The sequence below is a fragment of the Acinetobacter sp. AYS6 genome, assembly GCF_025630795.1.
Taxonomy (GTDB): Bacteria; Pseudomonadota; Gammaproteobacteria; order Pseudomonadales; family Moraxellaceae; genus Acinetobacter.
This window is the reverse complement of sequence record NZ_JAOTNV010000011.1, coordinates 105,209-131,379: the sequence shown is the minus strand read 5'-3', so window position 1 is coordinate 131,379 and position 26,171 is coordinate 105,209. Positions and strand designations below refer to the sequence as shown.

Genomic DNA, 26,171 nt, shown 5'->3' with positions numbered 1-26,171 from the left:
TTATTTAAAGGTTTGGTATGAGTAAAGATGATATACTAATAAATCTGGCTTCTTTTGGTCTAGTTTCCTCATTAGTTTTCCCATTTTTTTCTTTTTTTGGTTTTGGTCTATATTTAACTAGTTTAATTTCTATTATTTTGCTTTTTTGTATTTTATTTTACAATGTGAAAGTAGGCTGGTTTACAATTCTTGTTTTTTTATTATGTTTAATTGTCTTTGTTAGTTCTTTATACTCAAATGCTTTTGGTTTTTCTGTTTATAATTTTTCTAATTATTTAGAGGCTTTTAAATATTTTCAATATATTCCGTATATTATAATTTTTCATAGTGTTAATAAATATATTTCATTTGATCTTTTTTTGAAATATATTTATTTTGCTGTATTTATATATTTGTTAATTTTCTTTTTACAATTAATTAATCCATTAAATTTAGGTTATTTAGTTAGTATTTTTTATTTGGGCGGAGCTAGCAGTCCTCATTTACTTGGTATTGAAACAGGTTTTAGGTTGCCAATAACTGGCTCAAATCCTAATGTAGGTGCGGTTATAGGGGTGTTTTTTACTTTATTTTTCTTAATATTATTTGCTTATAGAAAAAGTAAAATAGCTTTAATTATTTTTATATGCTGCTTTATTTCTGTTTTTTATACTCAGAGTCGTACAACTTTAGTTGCTTTAATTGTTTCTTTAGTATTTTATGCTTTTTTATCTAAAATTAGATTAATATATAAAATCTTAGTTCCTATATTTTTGGGGGCAGGAGTCTTTCTTATATTCAAATATCTTGATTTATCTTATATTGTGAATGGATATGAATATGCGAAAGAAGGTGATAATAGTAGTGTGAATGCTCGTTTAGATACATTGGATATGGCTATTAATGTGTTTTATAGTTCACCTATATTTGGTGTGGGTCCATCTAAGGAAGAATACACTACAAATTTTGACTCTGAATATATTCTTATATTAATGAGATATGGAATTTTAGGTTGTTTAGTTTTTTCCTCTTTGATTTTCTATCTCTTAATTAAGGGTTTTAAAAATAGAAATAATGTTGCTGGTTTAACACTGTTTCTATATACCATTGCAACGTTAATTATTATGTTGACTAATAATGCTTATAGTGGATATCAATTAATGTCTATAACTGTATTATTGTATATTATTATATATTGTGATTCTAAACAGAAGGTAAAGCTATGAAAGTTGCACATTTGACTTCTGCCCATCCTCGTTTTGATACGCGTATTTTTGTTAAGCAATGTTGTTCTCTTACCCAAAGCTACGATACTTATTTAGTTGTGGCTGATGGAAACGGGAATGAAGTCAAAAATCAGGTTAATATTCTTGATGTTGGTAAATTTAACGGTCGCAAAGACCGTATGCTTAATGCTCCTAATGCTGTATTTGAAAAAGCACTTGCTTTACAGGCGGAAATTTATCATCTCCATGATCCTGAACTTATTCCAATCGGTTTAAAACTAAAAAAAATGGGAAAAAAAGTTTTCTTTGATGCCCATGAAGATTTACCTAATCAGATCATGTCCAAGCATTATTTGAATCCTATATCTAAAAAGATCATTGCTTTTTTAGTCAAAACTTATGAAAAATATGCTTGTGCTAAATTAGATGGTATTGTGGCAGCCACCCCATTTATTCGAGATAAATTCCTTAAAATTAATAAAAATACAATCGATATTAATAATTACCCAAAATTAGAAGAGTTTAGCTCAATCCCCACAAATGCTTTAAAAGGTAATCAAGTTTGTTATATCGGTGGTTTAGCAGATGTACGTGGAATTGTTGAAATGGTTCAAGCAATTAATTCAACACAAAGTGAAGCAAAATTGGTACTTGCTGGAGATTTTTCAGATAAAAACCTAGAGCAATCTGTAATAGAAATGGAAGGATGGGAAAAAGTTAACTTTCTAGGCTATGTAGGCCGAAATGAAATAAAGAATACCTTAACTTCATCTGTTGCGGGTTTAGTTGTTTTACATCCAACACGAAGCTATTTAGATTCATTGCCTGTAAAAATGTTTGAATATATGTGTGCAGGAATACCTGTAATTGCTTCAGACTTTCCTTTATGGCGCTCTATTGTAAATGACGCGCAGTGTGGGATTTGTGTTGATCCTTTAAAACCTTATGAAATTGCTAAGGCTATCGATTATTTTATAAATAATCCTGATAAGGCTAGACTCCTTGGAGAACAGGGCCGAGCTGCAGTTTTAGAAAAGTATAATTGGAGCATTGAAGAAAATAAACTTTTGAATTTCTATTCAAGTATTTTGGATATTTGAAATGATGAAAAATAAAAAAACTTTTTGGTTTATTAACCAATATAGCTCAACTCCTGAAACAGCAATGGGTGGTCGACACTATTATTTAGCGCAAGAGTTAGCTAAAAAGGGTCATCAAGTTTATGTGATTGCTGGGCGTTATAGTCATTTGCTTCGTAATCCGAAGAAATTTGAGGAACAGTATCTCGTTGAGGAAATTATTCCTAATTTCTCATTTGTATGGGTGAATTTACCAGAATACGAAGAAGCACATAGCAAACAACGTGTATTAAACTGGTTTAAGTTTTCATGGCTCTTGCGTACTTTGGCAAATGTAATTCCAGTAAAACCTGATGTAATTTTATATTCTTCTCCTTCACTTATTGGTTATTTGGGGGCTAAATATTTAGCTAATAAATTTAATATTCCCTTTATCTTTGAAGTGCGGGATATTTGGCCTCTAACATTAATGGAATTAGGCGGTCATTCTCCAAGCCATCCATTTATAAAATTTATGCAATGGATTGAAGACAGGGCTTATAGAAAAGCTGATTACGTATTTTCAAATTTATATAATGCTATTGAACATATGCAAAGTCGGGGTTTAGATAGTAGTAAGTTTCACTGGATCCCTAATGGGATACCTTTAGATGAGGTGTCTCAAAAACAACCTCTAAGTACAGAAGCGTTTACTCAATTACCTCAAAATAAATTTATCGTTGGTTACACAGGAACAATTGGTGTTGCTAATGCTATAGATGACCTTATTGAAGCAGCACAGAGGCTATCAAATAATCCACATTTACATTTTGTTCTTGTAGGTTCGGGAAAGGAAAAAGATAATTTAATACAAAAAGTTAATTCTTTGGGCTTAAAGAATATTACTTTTATTGATGCGATTCCCAAGAAGCAGATTCAGTCAATGCTTGAGCAATTTGATGTTTGTTATATAGGTTGGCAAAAAAATCCACTTTATCGTTTTGGTATAGCACCCAATAAATTACCTGAATACCTATATGCAGGTAAGCCAATTATTCATGCCTTTTCTGGTAAGGGTGATATTGTTCAGCAAGCACAAGCGGGAATTACGATTGAAGCAGAAGATCCTCAAGCAATCGTAGGGGCGGTAGAACAATTATATGCACTTACTGCAGAGCAAAGGCAACAGCTAGGTGCCAATGGTAAACAGTTTGTATTACAAAACCTTGAATATGCCATGATTGCAGAAAAACTCGAAAATATTGTTTTTAAGGATAACTTATGAAACGTTTAGTCGATATTATTATTGCTTCTATAGCATTAATTCTGCTTTCACCTTTATATTTTTATGTTGCATATAAGGTGAAAAAAAACTTAGGTTCACCAGTTTTGTTCCGCCAAATTCGTCCTGGTTTACATGGTAAACCGTTTGAAATGATTAAATTTCGAACTATGAAAGATGCAACAGACCCTCAAGGCAATCTTCTGCCTGATAATGAGCGCTTAACTCCATTTGGCAAAATGCTCCGCGCTACCAGTTTGGATGAAATGCCTGAGCTTTGGAACGTCATTAAAGGTGATATGAGTATTGTAGGTCCAAGACCTTTACTAATGGAGTACTTGCCACTTTACAATAAAGAACAGGCGAAGCGTCATGATGTACGTCCAGGGATGACTGGTCATGCTCAAGTTAATGGACGTAATGCAATTGGCTGGGAAGAAAAATTCAAACTTGATACGTGGTACGTAGAGAACAGATCGCTTTGGTTAGATTTTAAAATTATGCTACAAACCGTAAAAAAAGTAATTGCTAAAGATGATATTAATGAAGTGGGTGAAGCGACGATGAGTAAATTCACTGGTTCAGTAGAGAAGGAGATAGAGAAGAAATGACAATAATTATTGGTGTTTATGGTGCTAGTGGTTTTGGTAAGGAAGTTATGCCTTTGGTGCGTCAGCAGTTCCCAACATTAAGTAAAGAGCAATTTGCTTTTATTGATGATAGCCAAGCTGGAACTATTTTAAATGGATATCCAGTACTAACTTATTTTGAATTTATTAGTAAACCAATTGATCACAAAGCTATAACAATTGCTATAGCAAATAGTGTTATTCGGGAAAAGTTAGTCAGTCTTTTAGAAAAGGATGGTATACGACATTTAGCGGTTCAAGCTACAAATACGGTAATTCTTGATGAGGTTGAGATAGGAGAAGGGAGTTTACTTTGCCCATTTACCTGCTTAACTTCTAATATAAAAATTGGAAAGTTTTTCCACGCTAATATTTATAGTTATGTGGCTCATGACTGCGTAATTGGAGATTATGTTACATTCGCCCCTGGCGTGAAGTGTAATGGCAATATTCATATTGAAGATCATGCATATATTGGTGCAGGAGCAATTATTAAGCAAGGTACACCCGACAAACCATTAGTGATTGGTAAAGGTGCTATTGTTGGTATGGGTGCTGTAGTGACTAAAAGCGTACCAGCTGGTGTAACAGTTGTTGGCAACCCAGCCAGAATTTTAGAAAGTAAGTAAGAAATATTTTTTATTAGGAAATCAAAATGTTAAACACTGCATTTGAACCATGGCCAAGTTTTACCATAGAAGAAGCTGACGCAGTCAAAAATGTATTACTATCAAATAAAGTAAATTATTGGACCGGTCAAGAATGTAGAATTTTTGAAAAAGAATTCGCAGATTTTTCTGATACAAAATATGCGGTAGCTTTGGCAAATGGTACCGTGGCATTAGATGTCGCATTAAAAGCTTTAGATATTGGTGCAGGTGATGATGTTATTGTGACGTCTCGTACCTTTTTAGCTTCAGCAAGTTCAATTGTAACCGCCGGTGCTAATCCTGTTTTTGCCGATGTAGAATTAGATTCTCAGAATATTTCACGACGTACGATTGAAGCTGTCATTACACCAAATACGAAAGCGATTATTTGTGTACATTTAGCTGGTTGGATGTGTGATATGGATCCGATTATGCAACTTGCTGCTGAGCGTGGTATCTATGTTATTGAAGATTGCGCACAGGCTCATGGTGCAAAATATAAAGGTAAAGCTGCAGGATCAATCGGTCATATTTCTGCTTGGTCTTTTTGCCAAGATAAAATTATGACAACTGGTGGTGAGGGCGGTATGGTCACCACAAATGATGAAGCACTTTGGAAAAAAATGTGGTCATATAAAGACCATGGGAAAAGCTACGATAGTATTTATAATAAACAACATCCTCCAGGTTTCCGCTGGTTGCATGACTCATTTGGTACTAACTGGCGCATGATGGAAATGCAAGCTGTTATTGGTCGAATTCAGTTAACACGTATGATTGAATGGACAAAAAAGCGTACTGAAAATGCCGGAAAGATTTTAAAAGCGTTTGAAAACTCTCCTTACTTTAACGTTCATGTCCCTTCTGATGACTATGTACATGCATATTATAAATGTTATGTACAAGTGAATTTAGAGACGTTACCAGAAGGTTGGACACGTGATCGTATAATGCAAGAAATTAATGCCAAAGATGTGCCTTGTTTTAGTGGCTCTTGTTCTGAAGTTTATTTAGAGCATGCTTTTGATGGTACTCCATGGCGTCCAGGAAAACGTTTGGAAAATGCACAGCAATTAGGTGACACAAGCTTGATGTTCTTGGTGCATCCGACTTTAAGCCAAGATAGTATAGCAAAGACAATTAGTGCAATTAATGCAGTTAGTAGAGCTATACAATCATAAAAATGTGAAGCTATTCACATAGCTTTCTTTTGAATTATGATCTGATTTAAAGTTATGTAACCGCTGCGTAAATTTTATTTCTAGTTATATGAGAAATGAGTATAAATACCGCACGGTTACTACAACGATTAGAAGAGTATTGTGAAAAAGATTATTTATCAGTTTGCGTCTGCCCCAAGACTTGCTAAACAATGTTTTTTGGTTCTTGTAGACCTTTTTGCATTTCCTGTTATTTTGTGGCTATGTTACGCCATTCGACTGTTTGATTTAGGCGCGGAAGTTATTCCTGGCATTAACTATGGAGTAGCCATCGTTACTATCGTTGCTATTTTAAGTTTAATGGTAACAGGGGTATATCGCTTTATTGTTCGTACTTTTAACGAAGCCTTTATCGCAAAATTAGCGATTGCTGTTGCATTGATGGTCATCGTTTTATATAGCCTAAATGCATTCTCCGCAGCGTTTGTTCCAACTTCAATTCCATTGATGTTTGGTTTCTTAATGTTTAGTTGGGTCTGGTGTAGTCGTGCATTTATTCGTTTTATTGTAAAGACTACATTACTCACAGGTGAAGAGAGAAAGCGTATCGCAATTTATGGTGCGGGTGATGCTGGTCAGCAAATTGCAGCTGTGCTTTATCGTTCTGACAACCATTTACCTGTTTTCTTCATTGATGATAATAGTTCTTTGCAAGACCATATGGTTGGTGGTTTAAAAGTTTATTCTGTTGAAAAGGCATTACAACGTTTTAGCAAAGATCGTATTGATGAAATTTTACTGGCATTGCCTTCTGTGGGGCGAGTTCGGAAAACAGAAATCATTCAGCAGTTTGAAATTGCCCGCTTAAAAATTACTGAATTGCCTGGTTTGACTCGTCTAGTGGATGGTGAAATTCAGGTCTCAGATATACAAGAAGTTGATATTATTGATTTATTGGGGCGTGATCCTGTTCCGCCAGTTGCTCATTTAATTGCTAAAAATATTCAAAATAAAATCGTGATGGTAACAGGGGCGGGAGGTTCAATTGGTTCAGAATTATGCCGTCAAATTATCAAGAATCAACCAAAAATGTTGGTGTTGTATGAGCTCACAGAATTCGCCTTATATGATATTGATAAAGAGTTAAGACAAACAGCAGCATGTGAAATTGTTCCAATTTTAGGTACTGTTCAAGATCAACAAAAATTAGAACGCATTATTGAACAATATCATATACAAACGGTTTACCATGCTGCAGCTTATAAGCATGTGCCTTTAGTAGAATGTAATCCAATTGCAGGATTAAAAAATAATGCGATTGGTACAGCAAATAGTTTAAATGCGGCAGTGAAGAAAGGGGTTGAAACCTTTGTTCTGATCTCAACAGATAAAGCGGTGAGACCAACCAATGTAATGGGTGCCTCAAAACGTATGGCCGAGCTCTATTGTCAGGCGGTGGCCGAAACCAAACCCACTACGCAAATCAGTATTGTTCGTTTTGGTAATGTGTTGGGATCTTCGGGTTCTGTTGTTCCTCTATTTAAACAACAGATCGCGAAAGGAGGCCCGATAACAGTGACCCATCCTGAAGTAACCCGTTATTTTATGACTATTCCTGAAGCCTCTCAATTGGTGATCCAAGCGGGTGCATTAGGTTCCGGTGGCGATGTGTTCTTGCTTGATATGGGGGAGCCAGTCCGAATTCAAGATTTGGCACGCCAAATGATTAAGCTTAGTGGTTTAAAAGTGAAAGAAACAGGATCATTGGATGGTGATATCGAAATTGCCTATAGTGGTTTGCGTCCTGGTGAAAAACTTTATGAAGAACTGCTTATTGATCAGGATAATACGGAATATACTGAACATACCCGTATCTTACGTTCATTTGAGAAGCATTTTCCATTACAAGAAATTGAGTGTGTATTTAGTAAAATCAATCAAATGACGGCAATTGATCATGATGTAGATTGGGCTTTAACTCAGCTTGAACACTATGTGGATGGGTACAAACGGAGCAGTGAAGTTAGAGTGAACTAAGAGTATTTTGTAGTAAGCAGTTTAATCTAAGTTTAAGCTTGGAGATCTAACATAGCATTGGGATAAGTAAAATTTAATCTATATTTAGAGATAGCAAGCTGTAAATTTAATTTAGCTATTAGAATTCAGCTTGCTTTTTTGTATGATAAAAGGCTAATAGACTGCAATAAAATAGGAAATGATGTTTCCTTCCCTAATTTTATATTTGTTTATTACCTATAAAAAAGAGACGCTACCATGAAAATAGTAAAAAAAAGAACTTATTTTTCATCTATTCTAACATTTTTGGTGGCTACTCTATTCGTATTAAATATAACTACAAATATTACTCATGCAGATACGGTCAATACTGCCAATAGTTGCGGTGGGCTGCATGATCAACAATCTTGGAGTTTATGGGATAGTTATGGCAAAAAACGTATCACAGATACATTAAATATTCGCCTCATAAAGCAAGGCGATACCTATGCACTTTACGATACACAAATTTTATTTAATAATTTATTTGATTTAGCTGTTCGTTGCCATTATCCAGATAGAATTCGAGAATTTGCCGATATTATCCAGATGACCTATCAAAAGTTAGAACCTTTACCTCAAATAGGAGGGCAGGCTGCTGTCTGGGTATGTCGTGGAGGCACTCGTTGTCAAAACGGAAATTTACTAGGGAAAGAAGTTCAGTTAAATAGTGTACAGTTTTTAGGTTTTGCTTCTGAAGTAGCTAATGAGCTAGATCGAGTTTATCCAAAGGATTCACATGCTCAGCAGTTCGTTGTGCAAACGGCAAAAATATCTGTAAATCGATTAAGTGAATGGTCTATGAATACGCTTCCAAATATTTCTAAAAGAATAACAGCAATACCAAATGATATACATAATGGATCTTCTAGTATGTTTACAGATAAAGACTTATGGCAGATCGTAATTTTTAGTAATATCGCAGGTATCGTAGATAGACATCCAGATTATCTTATAAAGATTTTTGGTAATCAGAGTAATTTTGATCAACAAAAAAACTATTTTTCAGCTCTATCTTCTTTAATGAAAGCTAGAGTAAGTAAAAATCCAATCCTATATAATAATAAAAAAATTAGTATTAATGATCTGGATCGAGGTTTTTGGAATTCTATTAATGATAATAAATATGCAGGCTATTCTAGTTTCGAAGTGCCAGTGGCTTGTGACCCTAATAATTCCCAAAAAACTATGGTTGTAGCTAATTTAGGTAATATCAAAAAACAACAAAATCTTGGGTGGGATTTTAGCCATGCACGTAGGTTAACTAATTTGTTCTTTGCCTTGGATAGAAATCGTATAGCAATCAAGAAAGTGTATGGTGACAATATTAGTAGCACTTTACCATCAGATGCTGATAAGGTAGGGTTTATTAACCAGTTAAAATCGAGTGTTTGGAATCAAGATAAGCAATATCCACTATTTTCGAATTATTATAATGGGGCGAATGGGTGGTATAGAGTAGGGTATCATAAGGGGGGGAAGACTTGTGATGAGGGTATTTCTCCTTATGGTTTGAGTAATTCTTATTTAGCTGGTGGTTATATTGTATGGGGAGAGAATGATCCCTTACTTTTACAACTTGGTGAAAATATATATAATTTAATATATTCTACTAATATTCAAGACCAAAAATTTATGAATAAATATTATGCTGGTTATTTACCAAATTCACCAGCATATAAAGTAAATGCTCTTAATTTTTTCCCAACTTTAGTTGTATCAAAATAAATTATTGGTGTAGTGTGGTAAGTGAAGAATATTTGAAATTATTATTAATATATTCTTAGATATAAAGGACCGTCTATCTCTGGAATAGCTTGTCATTTTATTTAATTGGAAAATTAATTATCTAGTGAACTCTTTTTTTATCTTCTGATAATACCGGTTAATAAATAATTAGATATCTATTGATGGTTTTATACATTAAACTTATACAAAGATAGCACCCATCTAATTCGATAGTTAAATTTATATATCAACTCATTCAATAACGCTAGTAGCTAGATATGACTATAGCAAAGAGAGTAATACAATACAGATCAGTACCAGCATCTGCATAGCGCATTAAAACGAAGTCATCAAGAAAGTCCTTGTACAAAAAATGATAGCTAAATGTGTACATTCTCCTGATGCAATTTTATTATTATGGGATAATGTTAAATTGGAACTAGAGATTAAAGGTGTAATTTAACTATACTCAACATAACTTTTAATTAACCACAAATTATTTAATTCTTATGATCAAGAAGGCAGTTTTACCAGTAGCTGGATTAGGTACACGTTTTTTACCAGCAAGTAAGTCAATTCCCAAAGAAATGGTCACAGTGGTTGATCGTCCTGCAATTGAATATGTAGTGCGTGAAGCCGTAGAGGCTGGAATTGAGCAAATTATTTTGGTAACTCATTCATCTAAGGCATCAATTGAAAATTATTTTGATCGAAACTTTGAACTAGAAACGACTCTAGAGCAAAAGAAAAAGTTCGATTTACTTGAAGAAATTACCCAGATTATTCCATCACATGTAAGTGTTGTAAGTATAAGACAGCCCCAACCTTTAGGTTTAGGGCATGCTGTTTTATGCGCAAAAAGTATTATTGGGCAAGATGATTTTGCTGTGTTATTGCCAGATGTATTGGTTCAAGATAACTCAGGACAAAATGATTTATCGCGTATGATTGCACGCTATGGATCAAGTCAAGCTGCTCAAATTATGGTTGAGGCAGTACCAGACCACCTTGTAGATCAATATGGGATCGTTGATGTAAAGCAGATCCCGAATGAGGGTGAAAGTATTGCTATGCAGGGAATTATCGAAAAGCCTGCTATAGGTTCTGCACCTTCTAATTTATCTGTGGTGGGGCGTTATATTCTACCAGCTAAGATTATGCAGCTTTTGGAAAATACACCGAAAGGTGCAGGCAATGAAATTCAGTTAACTGATGCGATCGCGATGCTTCAAGAAACTGATACCGTTGAAGCCTATCGTATGCAAGGCCAAACTTTTGATTGTGGCAGCAAGCTTGGTTATTTAAAAGCTGTACTACACTATGGTGTTGCACACCCTAAGTTAGGATTGGAATTTAAACAGCTGATTCAAGAACTTAAATTATAAAGTTTTGTAGTTCTGCTTAAGTATTTGTAAAAACTACTGAATATAGTAGCTGAGCAGTATATTCTCTTCCTGTAAAAGGAAGAGAAATCTATAAAATACGAAAAAATCAGGTGTGCAATGAAAATCGCAGTATTTGGAACAACGTTACATGCCGGCGTGATGGCAGCGTTATTAGCTGAATATGGTAATCAAATTTACTGGTGTACAAGTGTCACCTGTGAAGAAAATATTTCCGTACTTTCGTATCAAGATCAAGATGTAAATAACTATTTAAATAAGCAGCGGCAAGCTGGTTTCTTAAAAGAGAGTCCTTATTCTGAGATTCCTTTAGATATTGAAGTTTATCTATTCTGTTTTAGCCCCACACAAATTGAACTTGCATTAAAAACAGTTGAGAAGTTAAGTGAACGACCTATTATTCATCCGCGATTAATGATTAATGGCTCTACTTTTGGTTTGCATGGTACAGAGCAATTAAAACAGCATTTACCAAAGGATGAGTGGGTTTACTTTCCTGATGTAATTCAAGAAGGTAACGCCATCAATAGTGTATTGAATGTAAAACATGTCATTGTTGGTGTGGAATCTAGAGATGCAAGTGAAACTATGCAGGAGTTATTGCGTCCTTTTTTCCAATTTAGTTACCAATATTTATTTATGCCGATTTTAGATGCTGAGTTCACCAAACTTAGTATTTCAGGCATGTTGGCGACCCGCATTAGTTATATGAATGACTTGGCGATGGTTGCTGAAAAGTTAGGTATTGATATTGCGAATGTAAAGCATGGTATAGCTGCTGACACACGTATTGGCGCTGCCTATTTATCACCAGGTGTAGGATTTGGTGGTGAAAATTTTTCGCATGATATTTTAACACTTTCGAGTACTGTCTCTGAAACTGGAACAAAAAGTCGACTTTTGGAACAGGTTTGGGCAATTAATGAGCAGCAGAAAGAAATTTTATTTCGTAAGTTATGGAATTATTATCACTGTAGTCTAAATGGTAAAACAGTTGCGATTTGGGGTGCTTCTTTTAAAGAAAACACTTCGAATATACATAACTCACCCATTCATATTTTATTAGCTGCATTATGGGCACAGGGTGTAATAGTACGCCTGCACGACCCTCAAGCTTTAGAAGAAATAGCTGCAATTTATGGGCATCGTGAAGATTTAATTTTATGTACTGATCAATATGAGGCGGTACGAGACGCTCATGCATTATGTCTAGTCACGGCATGGAAGCAATATTGGAGTCCTGACTTTAAGCAACTACAACAGTTAATGAAGCATCCTTTAATTTTAGATGGGCGTAATATTTATGACCCAGCTTATGTAAAGGCGAAAGGTTTTGCTTATGAAGGAGTAGGTCGCTTATGAGTAAATCAATTGAGCAATTTCCAAAGGAATTAGTCTCACCTTTAGCCCAACTTCAAACTTTAGGTGAAAGAAACTCAAAATTACATATAAAAGAGCTATTTGCTTTAGAACCAGATCGTTTTCAAAATTATTCTGTTAAATTTGATCAATTATTTTTTGATTACAGTAAGCATCGAGTAACTAAGGATATTTTAGAACAGCTAGTAGCTCTCGCGAAGAATAAAAATTTAACCCAATGGATTAATCGTCTTTTTTCACAAGATAAAATTAACTGTACCGAACAACGTGAAGCAATGCACTGGGCATTGCGTTTACCAGCTGACTATTCAAAATTTCCAGATTTAACAGAACAAGTTCATAGTCAGTTAGAACGTATGTATGCCTTAGTGGAAAAAATCCACGCAGGACAATATCGTGGTGCTACTGGCGAAGTAATTCAAGATGTTGTCAATATTGGAGTGGGTGGTTCTGATTTAGGACCACAGATGGTGACTCATGCGTTATCTGATTTTAAGGTGAAAACGGCTAAGCCCCTTAACACTCATTTTGTTTCAACGATGGATGGTAGTCAGTTATCAGAACTACTCCATCAACTTCGCCCAGAAACTACTTTATTTATTATTTCTTCAAAATCTTTTGGGACGATTGATACCTTATCAAATGCCCAAACAGTGCGTCAGTGGTTAGAAAAAACGTTAGGGAAACATGCCCGCGTATTAAAAAGCCATTTTATTGGTGTATCTACAAAATCTGACAAAATGTCAGAATGGGGAATCGCGCCTGAAAATCAGTTATTACTGTGGGACTGGGTAGGGGGGCGTTATTCTCTATGGTCTTGTATCGGTTTACCTATTGCTTTGACGATTGGTGTGGAAGGCTTCCAGCAACTTTTGGCAGGAGGTCATGCCGTCGATGAGCATTTTCAAAATACGAGTTTTGATCAAAACATTCCAGTTTTGATGGCATTGTTAGGAATTTGGAATAATAACTTTTTAAATATTCAGACCCATGCGGTATTACCCTATGATGGGCGATTAAAGTATTTTGCAGCTTATTTGCAACAACTGGAAATGGAATCTAATGGTAAATCGGTACAGCGTGATGGTAAAAAAGTTGAACTCGATACGTGCCCAATTGTATGGGGTGAAGTAGGGCCAAATGCCCAGCATGCCTTCTATCAATTGCTACATCAAGGCTCCCAAGCAGTCAGCTGCGATTTTATTGCACCAATTCAACGTTATAATGCAGACCACTTTACCTATGCTGAAAACGCAGATGCCTTAGTTGAGCAACATCATCTCGCTCTCTCTAATTGCTTGGCGCAATCACGCTTATTGGCTTTCGGTAATGAAGCTCTAGACCCAGCTGAATTAGAGAATTTACCAATTTATAAGCAATATGAAGGCAATCAACCCAGTTCTACATTATTATTAGATGAGCTAAACCCGTATAATCTAGGAATGCTGATCGCTTTATATGAACATAAAGTATTTGTTCAGTCTGTGATTTGGAACATTAACCCATTTGATCAATGGGGTGTTGAAAAAGGTAAACAGATTGCTGATCAGTTACTTCCGATTTTAAATGGTATTCAAAGTGATTTTTCAACACTTGATGCCTCGACTCGGGGGTTAATTAAAATATTGTTAGGAAAGGTAGATGGCTAAAATTCTAGTCACTGGAGGGGCCGGTTATATAGGTTCCCATACTTGTATCGAGTTATTAGATGCAGGATATGAAGTCATTGTTTTTGATAATCTTTCGAATAGCTCAGAAGAATCTTTAAATAGAGTTCAAGATATCACTCAAAAAAGTTTAACCTTTGTGCAGGGTGATATCCGTAATGCGGATGAACTTGATCGTGTTTTCGAAAATCATTTAATTGATGCTGTTATTCACTTCGCAGGTTTAAAAGCGGTAGGTGAAAGCCAAGAAAAACCGCTCATTTATTTTGATAATAATATTGCAGGTAGCATTCAACTGGTTAAATCGATGGCAAAAGCTAAGGTTTATAGACTAGTGTTTAGCTCTTCCGCTGCTGTATACGATGAAGACAATATATCGCCTTTAAACGAACAAATGCCAACAGGTATGCCGAGTAATAACTATGGTTACACTAAGTTGATTGTTGAACAATTATTGCAAAAGTTGTCGGCATCTAATCCAGAGTGGTCAATCGCATTGCTACGTTATTTTAACCCAGTCGGTGCACATAAGAGTGGACGTATTGGTGAAGATCCACAAGGTATTCCAAATAATTTAATGCCTTATGTGACTCAAGTTGCTGTTGGTCGCCGTGAGAAATTATCTATTTATGGTAATGACTATGACACGGTAGATGGTACTGGTGTGCGGGACTATATTCATGTGGTTGACTTAGCGAATGCACATTTGTGTGCTTTAAATAACCGTTTACAGTCGAAAGGTTGCCGAGCATGGAATATCGGTACAGGCAATGGTTCATCTGTTTTGCAAGTTAAAGACACATTTGAACAAGTTAATGGCATACCTGTAGCTTTTGAATTTGTAGCACGTCGAGCTGGCGATGTTGCAACATCTTTTGCAGATAATAGCCGTGCAGTTGCTGAGTTAGGTTGGCAGCCGCAATATGGTTTAGAAGATATGCTTGCTGATAGCTGGAATTGGCAGAAGCAGAACCCTAATGGCTATAACTAAGTAAATAACAATAAAAAAGGAGCAAATTGCTCCTTTTTTATTTCTGATTAGCTTTGAATTAACCCAGTCAACTCATCTACATAATATTGCATTGGTTGGGCTTGACGATCTGCACGGCTTTCAATATTGAGACGCAGTAAAGGCTCAGTGTTTGAAGCACGTACATTGAAACGCCATGTGCCAAAGTCAAGGCTTACACCATCGGTACGGTCAATTTGTGGATTTTGATTAGCATAGAAATCGAAAATCTTTTGAATAGTGGTTTGTGTATTAGCTACTTTAAAGTTGATTTCACCACTACAAGGAAACTTGGTAATCATATTTTCAACGAGTGTTGAAAGAGTTTGTCCTGTTTCAGAAAGTAGGGCAACAGTGAGTAACCACGGAATCATGCCACTGTCGCAATAAGCAAAATCACGGAAATAGTGATGGGCACTCATTTCGCCACCATATACGGCATTATGTTCACGCATAACGTCTTTAATGAATGCATGTCCAGATTTTGACTGTACGGCAACACCGTTGTATTGATTAATGATATCAAACGTATTCCACACTAAACGTGGGTCATGAACAATTTTCTCACCTGACTGTTTGATCAAGAAAGCTTGAGCCAATAGACCAACAATATAATAGCCTTCAATGAACTGCCCCTTTTCATCAAACAAGAAACAGCGGTCAAAATCGCCATCCCATGCAATCCCCATATCTGCTTGATGCTCAATTACAGCATTTCGGGTGCTGTCACGGTTTTCAATTAAAATTGGGTTAGGAATCCCATTCGGGAACGTACCATCTGCTTCATGGTGAATTTTAATAAATTCAACAGGTACGTTAAGCGCTTTAAATTTTTCTTCAATGGCATCAATCACGTGACCAGCTGCACCATTACCTGCGTTTACCACCAATTTAAGGGGGCGGATTTTTGCAGGTTCGATATAGGTAATTAGGTGATCAACGAACTCAGGCAAAATGTTATAACTTTGCGTTGTACCTTTTTGGCTAACTTCTTCAAAGTTATTGGATTCTGCTAAAACCTGAATTTCTTTTAGACCTGTATCGGCACTAATTGGACGAGCATTTTCTCGAACCAATTTCATGCCGTTATAGTCCATTGGGTTATGACTTGCAGTAACTTCGATGCCACCTTGTACATCTAAATGGAAAGCGGCGAAGTAAACTTCTTCAGTTCCTGTCATACCTAAATCAAGCACATTCACACCCGCATCATTTAAACCGCGGATAGTCGCTTGTTTTAAATCCTCACTGCTTAGACGAATATCACAACCTACAACCACAGTCTTTGGTTTATAGATTTGTCCATAAGCACGACCAATTTTATAGGCAATTTCTTCATTCAATTCGGTGCCGAGTTTGCCTCGAATATCGTAGGCTTTAAAACACGTTAAAGTAGTCATTATTCAGTTCAGTACAAATGATTTAAGTTTTGAGCATTATTATACATTTCTCAATAAATGATTATGTTTATAGTTTTTATATTCAAGTTTTACGCTTCATTTCTGTAGCTCAGATTTAAATTTATAAGAAAGATTTTTACGACTTTAGTCTAATAAATAAAACCCTAAGTTCGAAGTGGCTTGATTTTAATTAGTACTATTGGTCATACCAATTATAATGGTTATTTAATGATTGATCTTGCGAATAACTATGTTTATGATGCGATCTGTAGTTTATGGAACAACATTTGCACTTAAATTTAAATTGGTAATACCAATTGTGTTAAATGTTTAAAATTTTAAGGTACAAAAAATTCGCCCCGGCATTTCAAGGAGATGACAATGCTCAATATGTGGCAACAACTTTATGACCCTTTAAATAATATTTGGCTGTCCAGTGCGGTTGCATTAATCCCAATTATTTTCTTCTTTTTGGCTTTAGCGGTTTTTCGTTTAAAAGGCAGTATTGCGGGTACGGGTACAGTCATTATTGCATTATTGATTGCTCTCTTTTTCTATCAAATGCCGGGTCCAATGGCCTTTGCGTCAATCATTTATGGTTTCTTCTACGGTCTATGGCCAATTTCATGGATTATTATTGGGGCAGTCTTTCTATATAAAATTTCGGTAAAAACAGGCCAGTTTGAAGTTATTCGTTCAAGCATTTTGTCGATCACCGAAGACCAACGTTTGCAAATGCTATTGGTTGGCTTTGCTTTTGGTACATTTCTTGAAGGGGCTGCCGGTTTTGGTGCTCCTGTTGCGATTACCGCTGCACTACTTGTCGGTTTAGGTTTCAAACCACTTTACGCTGCTGGTCTATGTTTGATTGTAAATACAGCGCCAGTTGCATTTGGTGCAATGGGTATTCCAATTATTGTGGCAGGGCAGGTTTCCGGTGTGGACACCATGGAAATTAGCCAAATGGTGGGCCGTCAGTTGCCGTTTTTAACGCTGATTGTGTTGTTCTGGATTATGGCTATTATGGACGGCTGGCGTGGTGTTAAAGAAACTTGGCCTGCTGTACTGGTGGGTGGGGGCGCTTTTGCGATTGCACAATATCTAACATCTAACTTTATTGGTCCTGAATTGCCGGACATTACGGCAGCAATCGCTTCATTGATTAGTCTGACTGTGTTGTTCCGTTTCTGGAAACCAAAACATATTTTTCGTTTTGAACCTGAAGCTGGCCAAACTCTAACTCAGCAACCTACAACGGTTCAACGTTACAGTATTGGGAAAATTGCTAAGGCATGGTCTCCATTTGCAATTTTAACAGTGATGGTCACTATCTGGAGTGTTAAGCCGTTTAAAGCATTATTTGCAAAAGATGGGGCACTGGAACATTTAATTTTTAAAATCGAAGTTCCGTATTTGCATAAATTGGTCGAAAAGATGCCACCGATTGTGTCAGAGATGAAACCATATGAAGCGATTTATAAGTTTGATTGGTTCTCTGCTACAGGGACTGCAATTTTTATTGCCGCAATCATCACTGCTATTTTCTTAAAAATGAAAGCGAGTGAAGCAGTAACGACGTTCGGTGAAACGCTCAATGAGTTAAAAACACCGATTTACTCCATTGGGATGGTGTTGGCTTTTGCTTTTATTGCGAACTACTCAGGTTTATCTGCAACTTTAGCTTTGGCGCTATCGCATACAGGTCATGCGTTTACTTTCTTCTCGCCGTTTTTGGGCTGGCTTGGTGTGTTCCTTACGGGTTCAGATACATCTTCAAATGCTTTGTTCTCGGCACTACAGGCGACCACAGCGCAGCAAATTGGTATTCCGGAAGTGTTATTGGTTGCTGCCAATACCAGTGGTGGTGTGACAGGTAAGATGATTTCTCCACAGTCGATTGCGATTGCGTGTGCAGCCGTAGGTTTGGTGGGAAAAGAATCTGACTTGTTCCGTTTCACGGTAAAACATAGCATCATATTCACTGTCTTTGTTGGCATCATTATTACGGTTCAGGCTTATCTGGTTCCGTGGATGATTCCATAACTCCAGTGAAGGAAACGCGATGAGAATCTCCGATCAAGTGGTCATGAAATTGCAGGCATTAATTGAAGAGCGGCACATGAAAAAAGGTGACCGTCTACCTGCCGAGCGCCAGCTTGCAACGAGCTTAGGGGTTTCTCGTCCGTCTTTACGTGAAGCGATTCAGCAGCTTAATAGTCAAGGTGTGCTCAGTAGCCGCCGTGGCGATGGGACTTATATTCAGCAGTTACCTGAACAGTGGCCACAGCAACTGATTGTGAACCCAATTAGTAACTTGATTGAAGAAGATCCGCTGTACCGTTTTGATGTGCAAGAGGCGCGGTTATTACTTGAAGGTGGCACGGCATGGTATGCCGCATTACGCTCAACGCCTGAAGATCGCGCCAAAATCCATCATTATTTTAATGAAATTAGTCGACATCAAAATGCAGGTGACTCAGCACAGGCCGCGGTGGCAGATGCCGAATTTCACTTAGCAATTGCCGAAGCATCTCACAATGTGGTGCTGATTCAAATGATGCGTAGTCTGTTTGATTTGCTGCAATACAACGTCTTGTTAGGGCGTAAAAAAGTTTATAACGACCCAGTCAATGGTGACTTGCTCAGCGAGCAGCATTTTCAGGTGATGGATGCTATTGATCGTAAAGATCCCGAGGCCGCACGCCAAGCTGTCTGCGGTCATATTGAATTTGTGATTAATCATGTGCGTTCTCTGGATGAAGACGAAGCTCGCCAGAAACGTGCAAACCGTTTAAATAGAGTTGATTCAAAATGATTATTTCTTCTGGCAATGATTATCGTGCTGCGGCACAACGTCGCTTACCTCCATTTTTATTTCATTACATTGATGGTGGGGCGTATTCGGAATATACCTTAAAGCATAACGTACAAGATTTGTCAGAAATTGCATTGCGTCAACGTGTGCTGAATGACATGTCAGCGTTAAGTTTAGAGACAAAACTGTTTAACGAAACCTTGTCTATGCCAGTTGCATTAGCGCCCGTAGGTTTAACAGGTATGTATGCACGCCGTGGTGAAGTGCAAGCCGCAATGGCAGCCGATAAAAAGGGTATTCCATTTACGCTTTCAACGGTTTCTGTTTGTCCGATTGAGGAAGTTGCACCTGCAATTAACCGTCCGATGTGGTTCCAGCTTTATGTATTACGCGATCGAGGTTTTATGCGTAATGCTTTGGAACGTGCAAAAGCGGCGGGTTGTTCAACACTGGTGTTTACCGTAGATATGCCTGTGCCGGGTGCACGTTACCGTGATGCCCATTCGGGTATGAGTGGGCCAAATGCTGCAATGCGTCGTTATATGCAGTCGATGTTCCATCCACATTGGTCGTGGAATGTCGGCTTAATGGGACGTCCGCACGACTTAGGTAATATCTCTAAATATTTGGGTAAACCGACTGGGCTTGAAGACTATATTGGCTGGTTAGGCTCGAACTTTGACCCATCAATTTCATGGAAAGACCTTGAGTGGATCCGTGAGTTTTGGGATGGCCCAATGGTGATTAAAGGTATTTTAGACCCTGAAGATGCCAAAGATGCTGTACGTTTTGGCGCAGATGGTATTGTGGTCTCGAATCACGGCGGTCGTCAGTTAGATGGCGTGATGTCTTCTGCTCGTGCATTGCCTGCAATTGCTGATGCGGTCAAAGGTGATTTGGCGATTTTGGCTGACTCAGGCATTCGTAATGGTTTAGATGTCGTGCGTATGTTGGCGCTTGGTGCTGATACCGTCTTACTTGGCCGTGCATTTGTTTATGCCTTGGCAGCAGCAGGTGGGCAAGGGGTGTCGAACTTGCTTGATTTGATTGATAAGGAAATGCGTGTTGCGATGACGCTCACAGGTGCGAAATCGATTTCGGATATTAATGCGGATTGTTTAGTACAGGCGATGAAGCTCTAATATTTTCGTATTAACTTTGATGATAACGGTACGGCGGAGTCTTATCGGAAAAGGTTCAATGTAAGTAGTTAATTGACGTTACTTTTTTAAAAAAGTAACCAAAAACCTTTGTTTCGATGACGGTACGTCCTTGCTACCGCATCGAAACAGCGGCATCCCTGCCGCCAACGCGTAGCCAATTTGAATTAAATCTAACGCCTAGAGATTAGTTGCTGGTGCTAAGCGTCACTTACAGCCTGCGTAGTATGAGCAAAGCTTTGTTTTTGCAATATAACTTGAAAAATGGATACACCGAACAGGCTCTGTAAGTGACAGTGCCTTTGGTCTTGCGTGACTTTAGTCGCCACTCAGGGCAAGACCAAAGTAACAGAATGAGCTGCTTACATCGAAGTTTTCCCTGTAAGACTCCGTCGTGTTTCTCTAAATTTAAAAAAGCAAAGTGATATGGATGACCAAAAGGAAACCATCATGCAAACATTTTCTCCTCAAGCAGTGATCGAACGCTTACAAAATATTGTAGGGCGTTCTTATGTTTTGACCGATGATCAAAGCACGCGTCAGTACCGTCAAGGTCGACGTTTTGGTGAGGGGAAAGTACTTGCTGTGGTGGTGCCGGGGAGCTTGCTAGAGCAATGGCAAGTGTTGCAGGCTGCCATTGATGCAGACTGTATTGTGATTATGCAGGCGGCCAACACGGGCCTCACAGGTGGTTCAACTCCATATGGCGATGACTATGATCGTCCTGTTTTGGTTATGAGTACCCGCCGTTTAAAGGGAATTCAAGTCATTCATGATGGTAAGCAAGTCATTTGTTTACCGGGTGCGACTTTAGATAATTTAGAGCAAATTTTAAAGGGTTATGACCGTGAACCGCATTCAGTAATTGGTTCATCCTGTATAGGTGCATCGGTACTTGGCGGCGTGTGTAATAACTCTGGTGGCGCCTTGGTACGCCGTGGTCCTGCGTATACCGAATTGGCGTTATATGCTCAGGTGAATGCTGCTGGTCAACTAGAGCTGGTGAATCATTTAGGGGTGAATTTAGGCTCGACTCCTGAAGAAATTTTGACTCGTTTAGAGAAACAGCAATACCAAGCAGTAGATATTTTAGATGATAGTGAAAAGCAGGCATCGGATCATCGCTATGCACATGATGTGACTCAGGTCGATGAAGATACACCCGCACGTTTTAATGCAGACCCGTCACGTTTGTTTGAGGCTTCGGGTTCGGCTGGTAAAGTCTGTGTGTTTGCGGTACGTCTTGATACTTATGAAAAAGTAGAAAGTAATGTCTTTTATATTGGTACTAATGATGCCGATGATTTAACAGCCATTCGCCGTTACTTATTAACCTCACTACCAAGCTTGCCGATTGCAGGTGAATATATTCACCGAGATGCTTATTTAATTGGTGAAAAGTACGGAAAAGACACATTCTTATTTATTGAAAAGTTCGGCACAGCCAATGTTCCAAAAGCTTTTGCCATGAAAGATAAAGTCGATGGCTTCTTAGAACGATTTAAAATTAAAGGCTTAACAGACCATATTTTACAGGCGATTACGTTTTTTTTACCGAGTCATTTGCCTAAGCGTATGACGGAATATCGAGACCGTTATGAGCACCATTTAGTTTTACGTGTTGAAAATAATTCAAAAGCTCAGACCGAGCAGTTTTTAAAAGAATATTTTGCAGTGCATCAGTCAGGTAGCTATTTCGTATGTAGCGAAGAGGAAGGACGAAAGGCCTTCTTACACCGTTTTGCGATTGCAGGAGCTGCAATTCGTTATCGTGATACGCACCGTAGTGAAGTTGAAGATATTGTGGCACTTGATATTGCTTTACGTCGTAATGACCGCGAGTGGGTGGAGCAACTGCCAGCTGAAATGGAAAATAAAATTCTCCATAAACTCTATTATGGGCATTTCTTTTGTCATGTATTCCATCAGGACTATATTCTTAAAAAGGGACATGACCCATTAGAAATGGAACATCAAATGTGGAAGTTACTCGATGCACGCCGTGCTGAATATCCGGCAGAGCATAATGTTGGGCATCTCTACATTGCTAAACCTGCCTTAGCCAATTTCTACCAAAAACTCGACCCAACCAATAGCTTTAATGTGGGGATTGGGCATACCTCAAAACTGAAATATTGGGGTAAAGCTAAATCTTAATATCGAGACATAAAAAAAGGCGCCGAAGCGCCTTTTTTTATAGATGTATTATGCCGCTTCTGTTGATTTAGCAAGCACTTCTGCAACTGCTTTAGCAACAGTGTAAACATTGTTCATGTTTAAACCAGCAACACAAATACGACCACTGCGTACTAAGTAGATTGCATATTCTTCACGCAAGATATCTACTTGCTCAGCAGTTAGACCAGTGTAACTGAACATACCTTTTTGGTTTACAAGGTAGCTAAAGTCACGGTCTGGTAATGCTTTAGTAAGTTCGTCTTTCAAGATGCTACGCATTTTAATAATACGCTCACGCATCTCTTTCACTTCACCTTGCCATTGTTGGTTAAGTTCAGCGTCATTTAACACTTCATCAACTAACCAAGCACCTGTTGTAGGAGGGCTAGAGTAAATACGGCGTACAGTCGCTTTTAACTGACCGAATGTGCACTGAGCAGCTTCTGCATCGTCACAAACGAAAGTTAAGCCGCCAACGCGCTCGCCATATAAAGAGAAGATTTTAGAGAACGAGTTGCTCACAATGAAGTTTAGACCCGCTTGGTCTAAAGCACGGATTGCATACGCATCTTCTTCCATACCATCACCAAAACCTTGGTAAGCGATGTCTAGGAATGGAATAAGGTTACGGTCTTTTAATACTGCAATCACTTGATCCCACTGCGCTGGGTTTAAGTCAGCACCAGTTGGGTTGTGGCAGCATGGGTGCAATAACACAATGCTTTGCTCCGGCAAAGTTTTAAGTGTTGAAAGCATACCGTCAAAATCTACACCACGCGTTTCGTTATCGAAATATGGGTAGAAATGAGTCTTGATGCCAGCGCCATTGAAAATCGCAACGTGGTTGTCCCAAGTTGGTTGGCTTACCCAAACGTCTGAATTTGGGAAATAAGTTTTTAAGAAATCCGCACCAACTTTTAATGCACCTGAACCACCAAGCGTTTGGATGGTTACAGCACGACCAGCTTTTACTGCTGGGCTGTTTGCACCAAATAAAAGTGCTTGAATTGCTTCACGGTAAGGTTTGAAGCCTTCCATTGGCAAATAAAGTTTGGTTTTACCGTTCTTAGGCTCGATACGCTTTTGCGCTTCAATAATGGTCTCTAACTGAGGAACAATACTGTCTTCGTTATAATAAAGACCAATACTCAAGTTCACTTTTCCAGAACGAGTATCAGCGTTGAACTGTTCCATTAAAGATAAAATTGGGTCGCCTGCGTATGGGGGGATATGTTGAAACATCAAAAAAGTCCTTTCATTCAACAATATGCATAGTGTTCGGTTTTTTCTGTCTCGAAAAATACGCCACAACTATGTCGATGCTCAATAATGTATCAATAAAGCTACCGTGAAGCACCTTATAATTTCACTAATATCGATATTTTCTGGATGAAAATGATAAAAAGATTTAAAAGAAATTACGGTAAATAGATACTAATTTCTAACTCATGCTTTCATTCAAGCAGATTGTCTACAATCTTGCTGTAATACATTGGTTGTAGACTAAAGTTTGAAACAAAAGATTAGCGGTCGAAAAACAACTAAAAAAGTGCCATAAATCTATAGGCAAAATAATATTAAGTAATTGTTTTATAAGTGCTAATTTGAAATTGGTGTAATGCTATAAATATAAGGTGAGAGAACAGGCCAAACGATAAAAATTGACCTGATGCGTTCTGTAAAGTGTCAACAATCACCTTGATTTTTTTCATTCATACCGCTATAAAACTCATAATTGATTAAAAATTGTCGACAATATGCAAGATTTGACCTTCGCACCAGAGCCATTACAAAGTCAGGGAAGAACACTGACCGAGAATGTATTTAAACAAATACAGACGGCGATTGTTTTGGGTCAAATTCCGGCAGGTAGCAAAATTTCTGAGCCTGAACTGGCGCGGACATATGGTATTAGCCGTGGGCCATTGCGCGAAGCGATTCACCGCCTTGAAGGGCAACGTTTGGTTGAGCGAACTGCTCATGTGGGTGCGCGCGTGGTTTCGCTCTCACTGCAACAGTTTAAAGAGCTTTACCAGATTCGCGCGTCATTAGAAGGTTTGGCCTGCAAACTTGCGGCACAGCATATTGATAAAAAGCAAATCTTGGCGCTGCGTGATGTATTGCGTATGCATGCCGAAGATGAAAACTTTAAAGCAGGTAAAGGATATTACTTGCAAGAAGGGCAGGACGATTTTCACTATTGCATTATCAAAAGTAGTGGCAATAAAACCCTAGAAAAAATGCTATGTGATGAGCTTTATCACCTCATCCGTATGTACCGAATTCAGTTTTCAAACACACCCGATCGACCGAGCAAAGCTTGGGACGAACACATCCGTATTTTAGATGCAATTGCAGAGGGCGATGGCGAACTTGCCGAGCTGCTCATGCATCGACATATCAATGCTTCTTACAAAATTATTGAGCAAACACTGCTACAAGCACAAGGAGAACATAACAATGGCTAAACAATCCGCAGGTCAGCTATTTCGCGATGCAGTAGCCCAAGAAAAGCCATTACAAGTGGTTGGAACCATCAACGCCAATCATGCACTTTTGGCAAAACGTGCAGGTTATAAAGCGATTTACTTATCAGGTGGTGGTGTAGCCGCTGGTTCTTTAGGCTTACCTGATTTGGGAATTAGTAACCTTGATGATGTGTTGACGGACGTACGCCGTATTACCGATGTATGTGATCTTCCATTATTAGTGGATGCTGACACAGGTTTTGGTGCTTCTGCATTTAACATTGCCCGTACTACAAAAGCACTTATCAAGTTTGGTGCGGCGGCAATGCACATTGAAGACCAAGTGGGCGCAAAACGTTGTGGTCACCGTCCGAACAAAGCCATTGTGACTCAAGAAGAAATGGTTGACCGTATTAAAGCTGCCGTTGATGCGCGTGGTGATGACAGCTTCGTGATTATGGCACGTACCGATGCATTGGCTGTAGATGGCTTACAAGCTGCCATTGACCGTGCAGGTGCCTACATTGAAGCGGGTGCAGACATGTTGTTCCCTGAAGCAATTACCGAGCTTGATATGTACAAGCAATTTGCTCAGAAGACAGGTGCACCCATTTTGGCAAACATTACCGAGTTTGGTTCTACACCACTGTTTACCACTGAAGAGTTGGCATCTGCCGATGTAAGCCTTGCGCTTTATCCGCTTTCTGCTTTCCGTGCGATGAACAAAGCAGCCGAAACTGTGTATGAAACCTTACGTAAAGAAGGTACGCAAAAGAACGTGGTTGATATTATGCAAACGCGTAAAGAGTTGTATGAACGCATTAACTACTATGCGTTTGAAGACTACTTAGACAACGCTTTTGCTAAAAAGAAGTAATAAATTAAAAAGTTGATTAATTGGAATCTGATACTCGGAGGCGTCAT

The 26,171-nt window shown here is 38.0% G+C and carries 20 protein-coding genes; 18 read left to right on the top strand and 2 right to left on the bottom strand.

The window, feature by feature from the left end; genetic code table 11:
• Nucleotides 1–17: 17 nt before the first annotated feature.
• The 12 genes from OD757_RS17305 to galE all read left to right on the top strand — a co-directional run bounded on the left by OD757_RS17305 (nt 18) and on the right by galE (nt 15,208).
• Entirely contained in the window at nt 18–1,205 is a 1,188-nt protein-coding gene (locus OD757_RS17305) for an O-antigen ligase family protein (RefSeq protein WP_263032636.1), read from the top strand.
• Nucleotides 1,202–2,305, top strand: coding sequence for a glycosyltransferase family 4 protein (locus tag OD757_RS17300; protein WP_263032635.1), 1,104 nt, complete (start codon nt 1,202–1,204; stop codon nt 2,303–2,305). Before OD757_RS17305 ends, OD757_RS17300 begins: the two co-directional genes overlap by 4 nt.
• A 1-nt stretch (nt 2,306) precedes the next feature.
• Nucleotides 2,307–3,548: a glycosyltransferase family 4 protein gene (locus OD757_RS17295; protein ID WP_263032634.1), complete on the top strand. Its 1,242-nt coding sequence runs from the start codon at nt 2,307–2,309 to the stop codon at nt 3,546–3,548.
• Nucleotides 3,545–4,156 carry a sugar transferase gene (locus tag OD757_RS17290; protein ID WP_263032633.1) on the top strand — a complete coding sequence of 204 codons (612 nt, stop codon included), beginning with the start codon at nt 3,545–3,547 and terminating at the stop codon, nt 4,154–4,156. Before OD757_RS17295 ends, OD757_RS17290 begins: the two co-directional genes overlap by 4 nt.
• Nucleotides 4,153–4,803: an acetyltransferase gene (locus OD757_RS17285; RefSeq protein ID WP_263032632.1), complete on the top strand. Its 651-nt coding sequence runs from the start codon at nt 4,153–4,155 to the stop codon at nt 4,801–4,803. Before OD757_RS17290 ends, OD757_RS17285 begins: the two co-directional genes overlap by 4 nt.
• 26 nt (nt 4,804–4,829) lie before the next feature.
• On the top strand, nt 4,830–6,005 hold the full coding sequence (locus OD757_RS17280; RefSeq protein ID WP_263032631.1) for a DegT/DnrJ/EryC1/StrS family aminotransferase: 1,176 nt from the start codon (nt 4,830–4,832) through the stop codon (nt 6,003–6,005).
• A 141-nt stretch (nt 6,006–6,146) separates the two neighbouring features.
• Complete coding sequence (locus tag OD757_RS17275) at nt 6,147–8,021, top strand: polysaccharide biosynthesis protein (protein ID WP_263032630.1); 1,875 nt, start codon at nt 6,147–6,149, stop codon at nt 8,019–8,021.
• Between the two features lie 237 nt (nt 8,022–8,258).
• Nucleotides 8,259–9,767 carry a hypothetical protein gene (locus OD757_RS17270; protein WP_263032629.1) on the top strand — a complete coding sequence of 503 codons (1,509 nt, stop codon included), beginning with the start codon at nt 8,259–8,261 and terminating at the stop codon, nt 9,765–9,767.
• A 509-nt stretch (nt 9,768–10,276) separates the two neighbouring features.
• Nucleotides 10,277–11,152 carry a UTP--glucose-1-phosphate uridylyltransferase GalU gene (gene galU / locus OD757_RS17265; protein ID WP_263032628.1) on the top strand — a complete coding sequence of 292 codons (876 nt, stop codon included), beginning with the start codon at nt 10,277–10,279 and terminating at the stop codon, nt 11,150–11,152.
• Nucleotides 11,153–11,269: 117 nt separating this feature from the next.
• Nucleotides 11,270–12,532: a nucleotide sugar dehydrogenase gene (locus OD757_RS17260; protein ID WP_263032627.1), complete on the top strand. Its 1,263-nt coding sequence runs from the start codon at nt 11,270–11,272 to the stop codon at nt 12,530–12,532.
• Nucleotides 12,529–14,199, top strand: coding sequence for a glucose-6-phosphate isomerase (gene pgi / locus OD757_RS17255; RefSeq protein WP_263032626.1), 1,671 nt, complete (start codon nt 12,529–12,531; stop codon nt 14,197–14,199). The genes OD757_RS17260 and pgi overlap by 4 nt, the downstream gene beginning before the upstream one ends.
• A complete protein-coding gene (galE, locus tag OD757_RS17250) occupies nt 14,192–15,208 on the top strand; it encodes a UDP-glucose 4-epimerase GalE (RefSeq protein WP_263032625.1) in 1,017 nt (338 codons plus the stop codon). The genes pgi and galE overlap by 8 nt, the downstream gene beginning before the upstream one ends.
• Before the next feature lie 47 nt (nt 15,209–15,255).
• Here galE and OD757_RS17245 read toward each other — a convergent pair whose 3' ends face one another.
• Complete coding sequence (locus tag OD757_RS17245) at nt 15,256–16,626, bottom strand: phosphomannomutase CpsG (protein WP_263032624.1); 1,371 nt, start codon at nt 16,624–16,626, stop codon at nt 15,256–15,258.
• A 375-nt stretch (nt 16,627–17,001) separates the two neighbouring features.
• On the opposite strand from OD757_RS17245, the gene lldP reads away from it, so the two are divergent.
• The 4 genes from lldP (at nt 17,002) to dld (ending at nt 22,758) form a co-directional block, all read left to right on the top strand.
• Entirely contained in the window at nt 17,002–18,669 is a 1,668-nt protein-coding gene (gene lldP / locus OD757_RS17240; RefSeq protein ID WP_263032623.1) for an L-lactate permease, read from the top strand.
• A gap of 19 nt (nt 18,670–18,688) precedes the next feature.
• Nucleotides 18,689–19,441, top strand: coding sequence for a transcriptional regulator LldR (gene lldR / locus OD757_RS17235; protein ID WP_002120807.1), 753 nt, complete (start codon nt 18,689–18,691; stop codon nt 19,439–19,441).
• On the top strand, nt 19,438–20,583 hold the full coding sequence (gene lldD, locus OD757_RS17230) for an FMN-dependent L-lactate dehydrogenase LldD (protein WP_263032622.1): 1,146 nt from the start codon (nt 19,438–19,440) through the stop codon (nt 20,581–20,583). Before lldR ends, lldD begins: the two co-directional genes overlap by 4 nt.
• A 468-nt stretch (nt 20,584–21,051) precedes the next feature.
• Nucleotides 21,052–22,758 carry a D-lactate dehydrogenase gene (gene dld / locus OD757_RS17225; protein WP_263032621.1) on the top strand — a complete coding sequence of 569 codons (1,707 nt, stop codon included), beginning with the start codon at nt 21,052–21,054 and terminating at the stop codon, nt 22,756–22,758.
• Between the two features lie 48 nt (nt 22,759–22,806).
• On the opposite strand, the gene OD757_RS17220 is transcribed toward dld, so the two are convergent.
• A complete protein-coding gene (locus tag OD757_RS17220) occupies nt 22,807–24,021 on the bottom strand; it encodes an aromatic amino acid transaminase (RefSeq protein ID WP_013199242.1) in 1,215 nt (404 codons plus the stop codon).
• Between the two features lie 515 nt (nt 24,022–24,536).
• Here OD757_RS17220 and OD757_RS17215 point away from each other — a divergent pair.
• Nucleotides 24,537–25,247: a GntR family transcriptional regulator gene (locus OD757_RS17215; RefSeq protein WP_001153627.1), complete on the top strand. Its 711-nt coding sequence runs from the start codon at nt 24,537–24,539 to the stop codon at nt 25,245–25,247.
• Nucleotides 25,240–26,124 (top strand): methylisocitrate lyase, encoded by an 885-nt coding sequence (prpB, locus tag OD757_RS17210; protein WP_004706036.1) that lies wholly within the window; start codon nt 25,240–25,242, stop codon nt 26,122–26,124. Before OD757_RS17215 ends, prpB begins: the two co-directional genes overlap by 8 nt.
• Nucleotides 26,125–26,171: the final 47 nt, after the last annotated feature.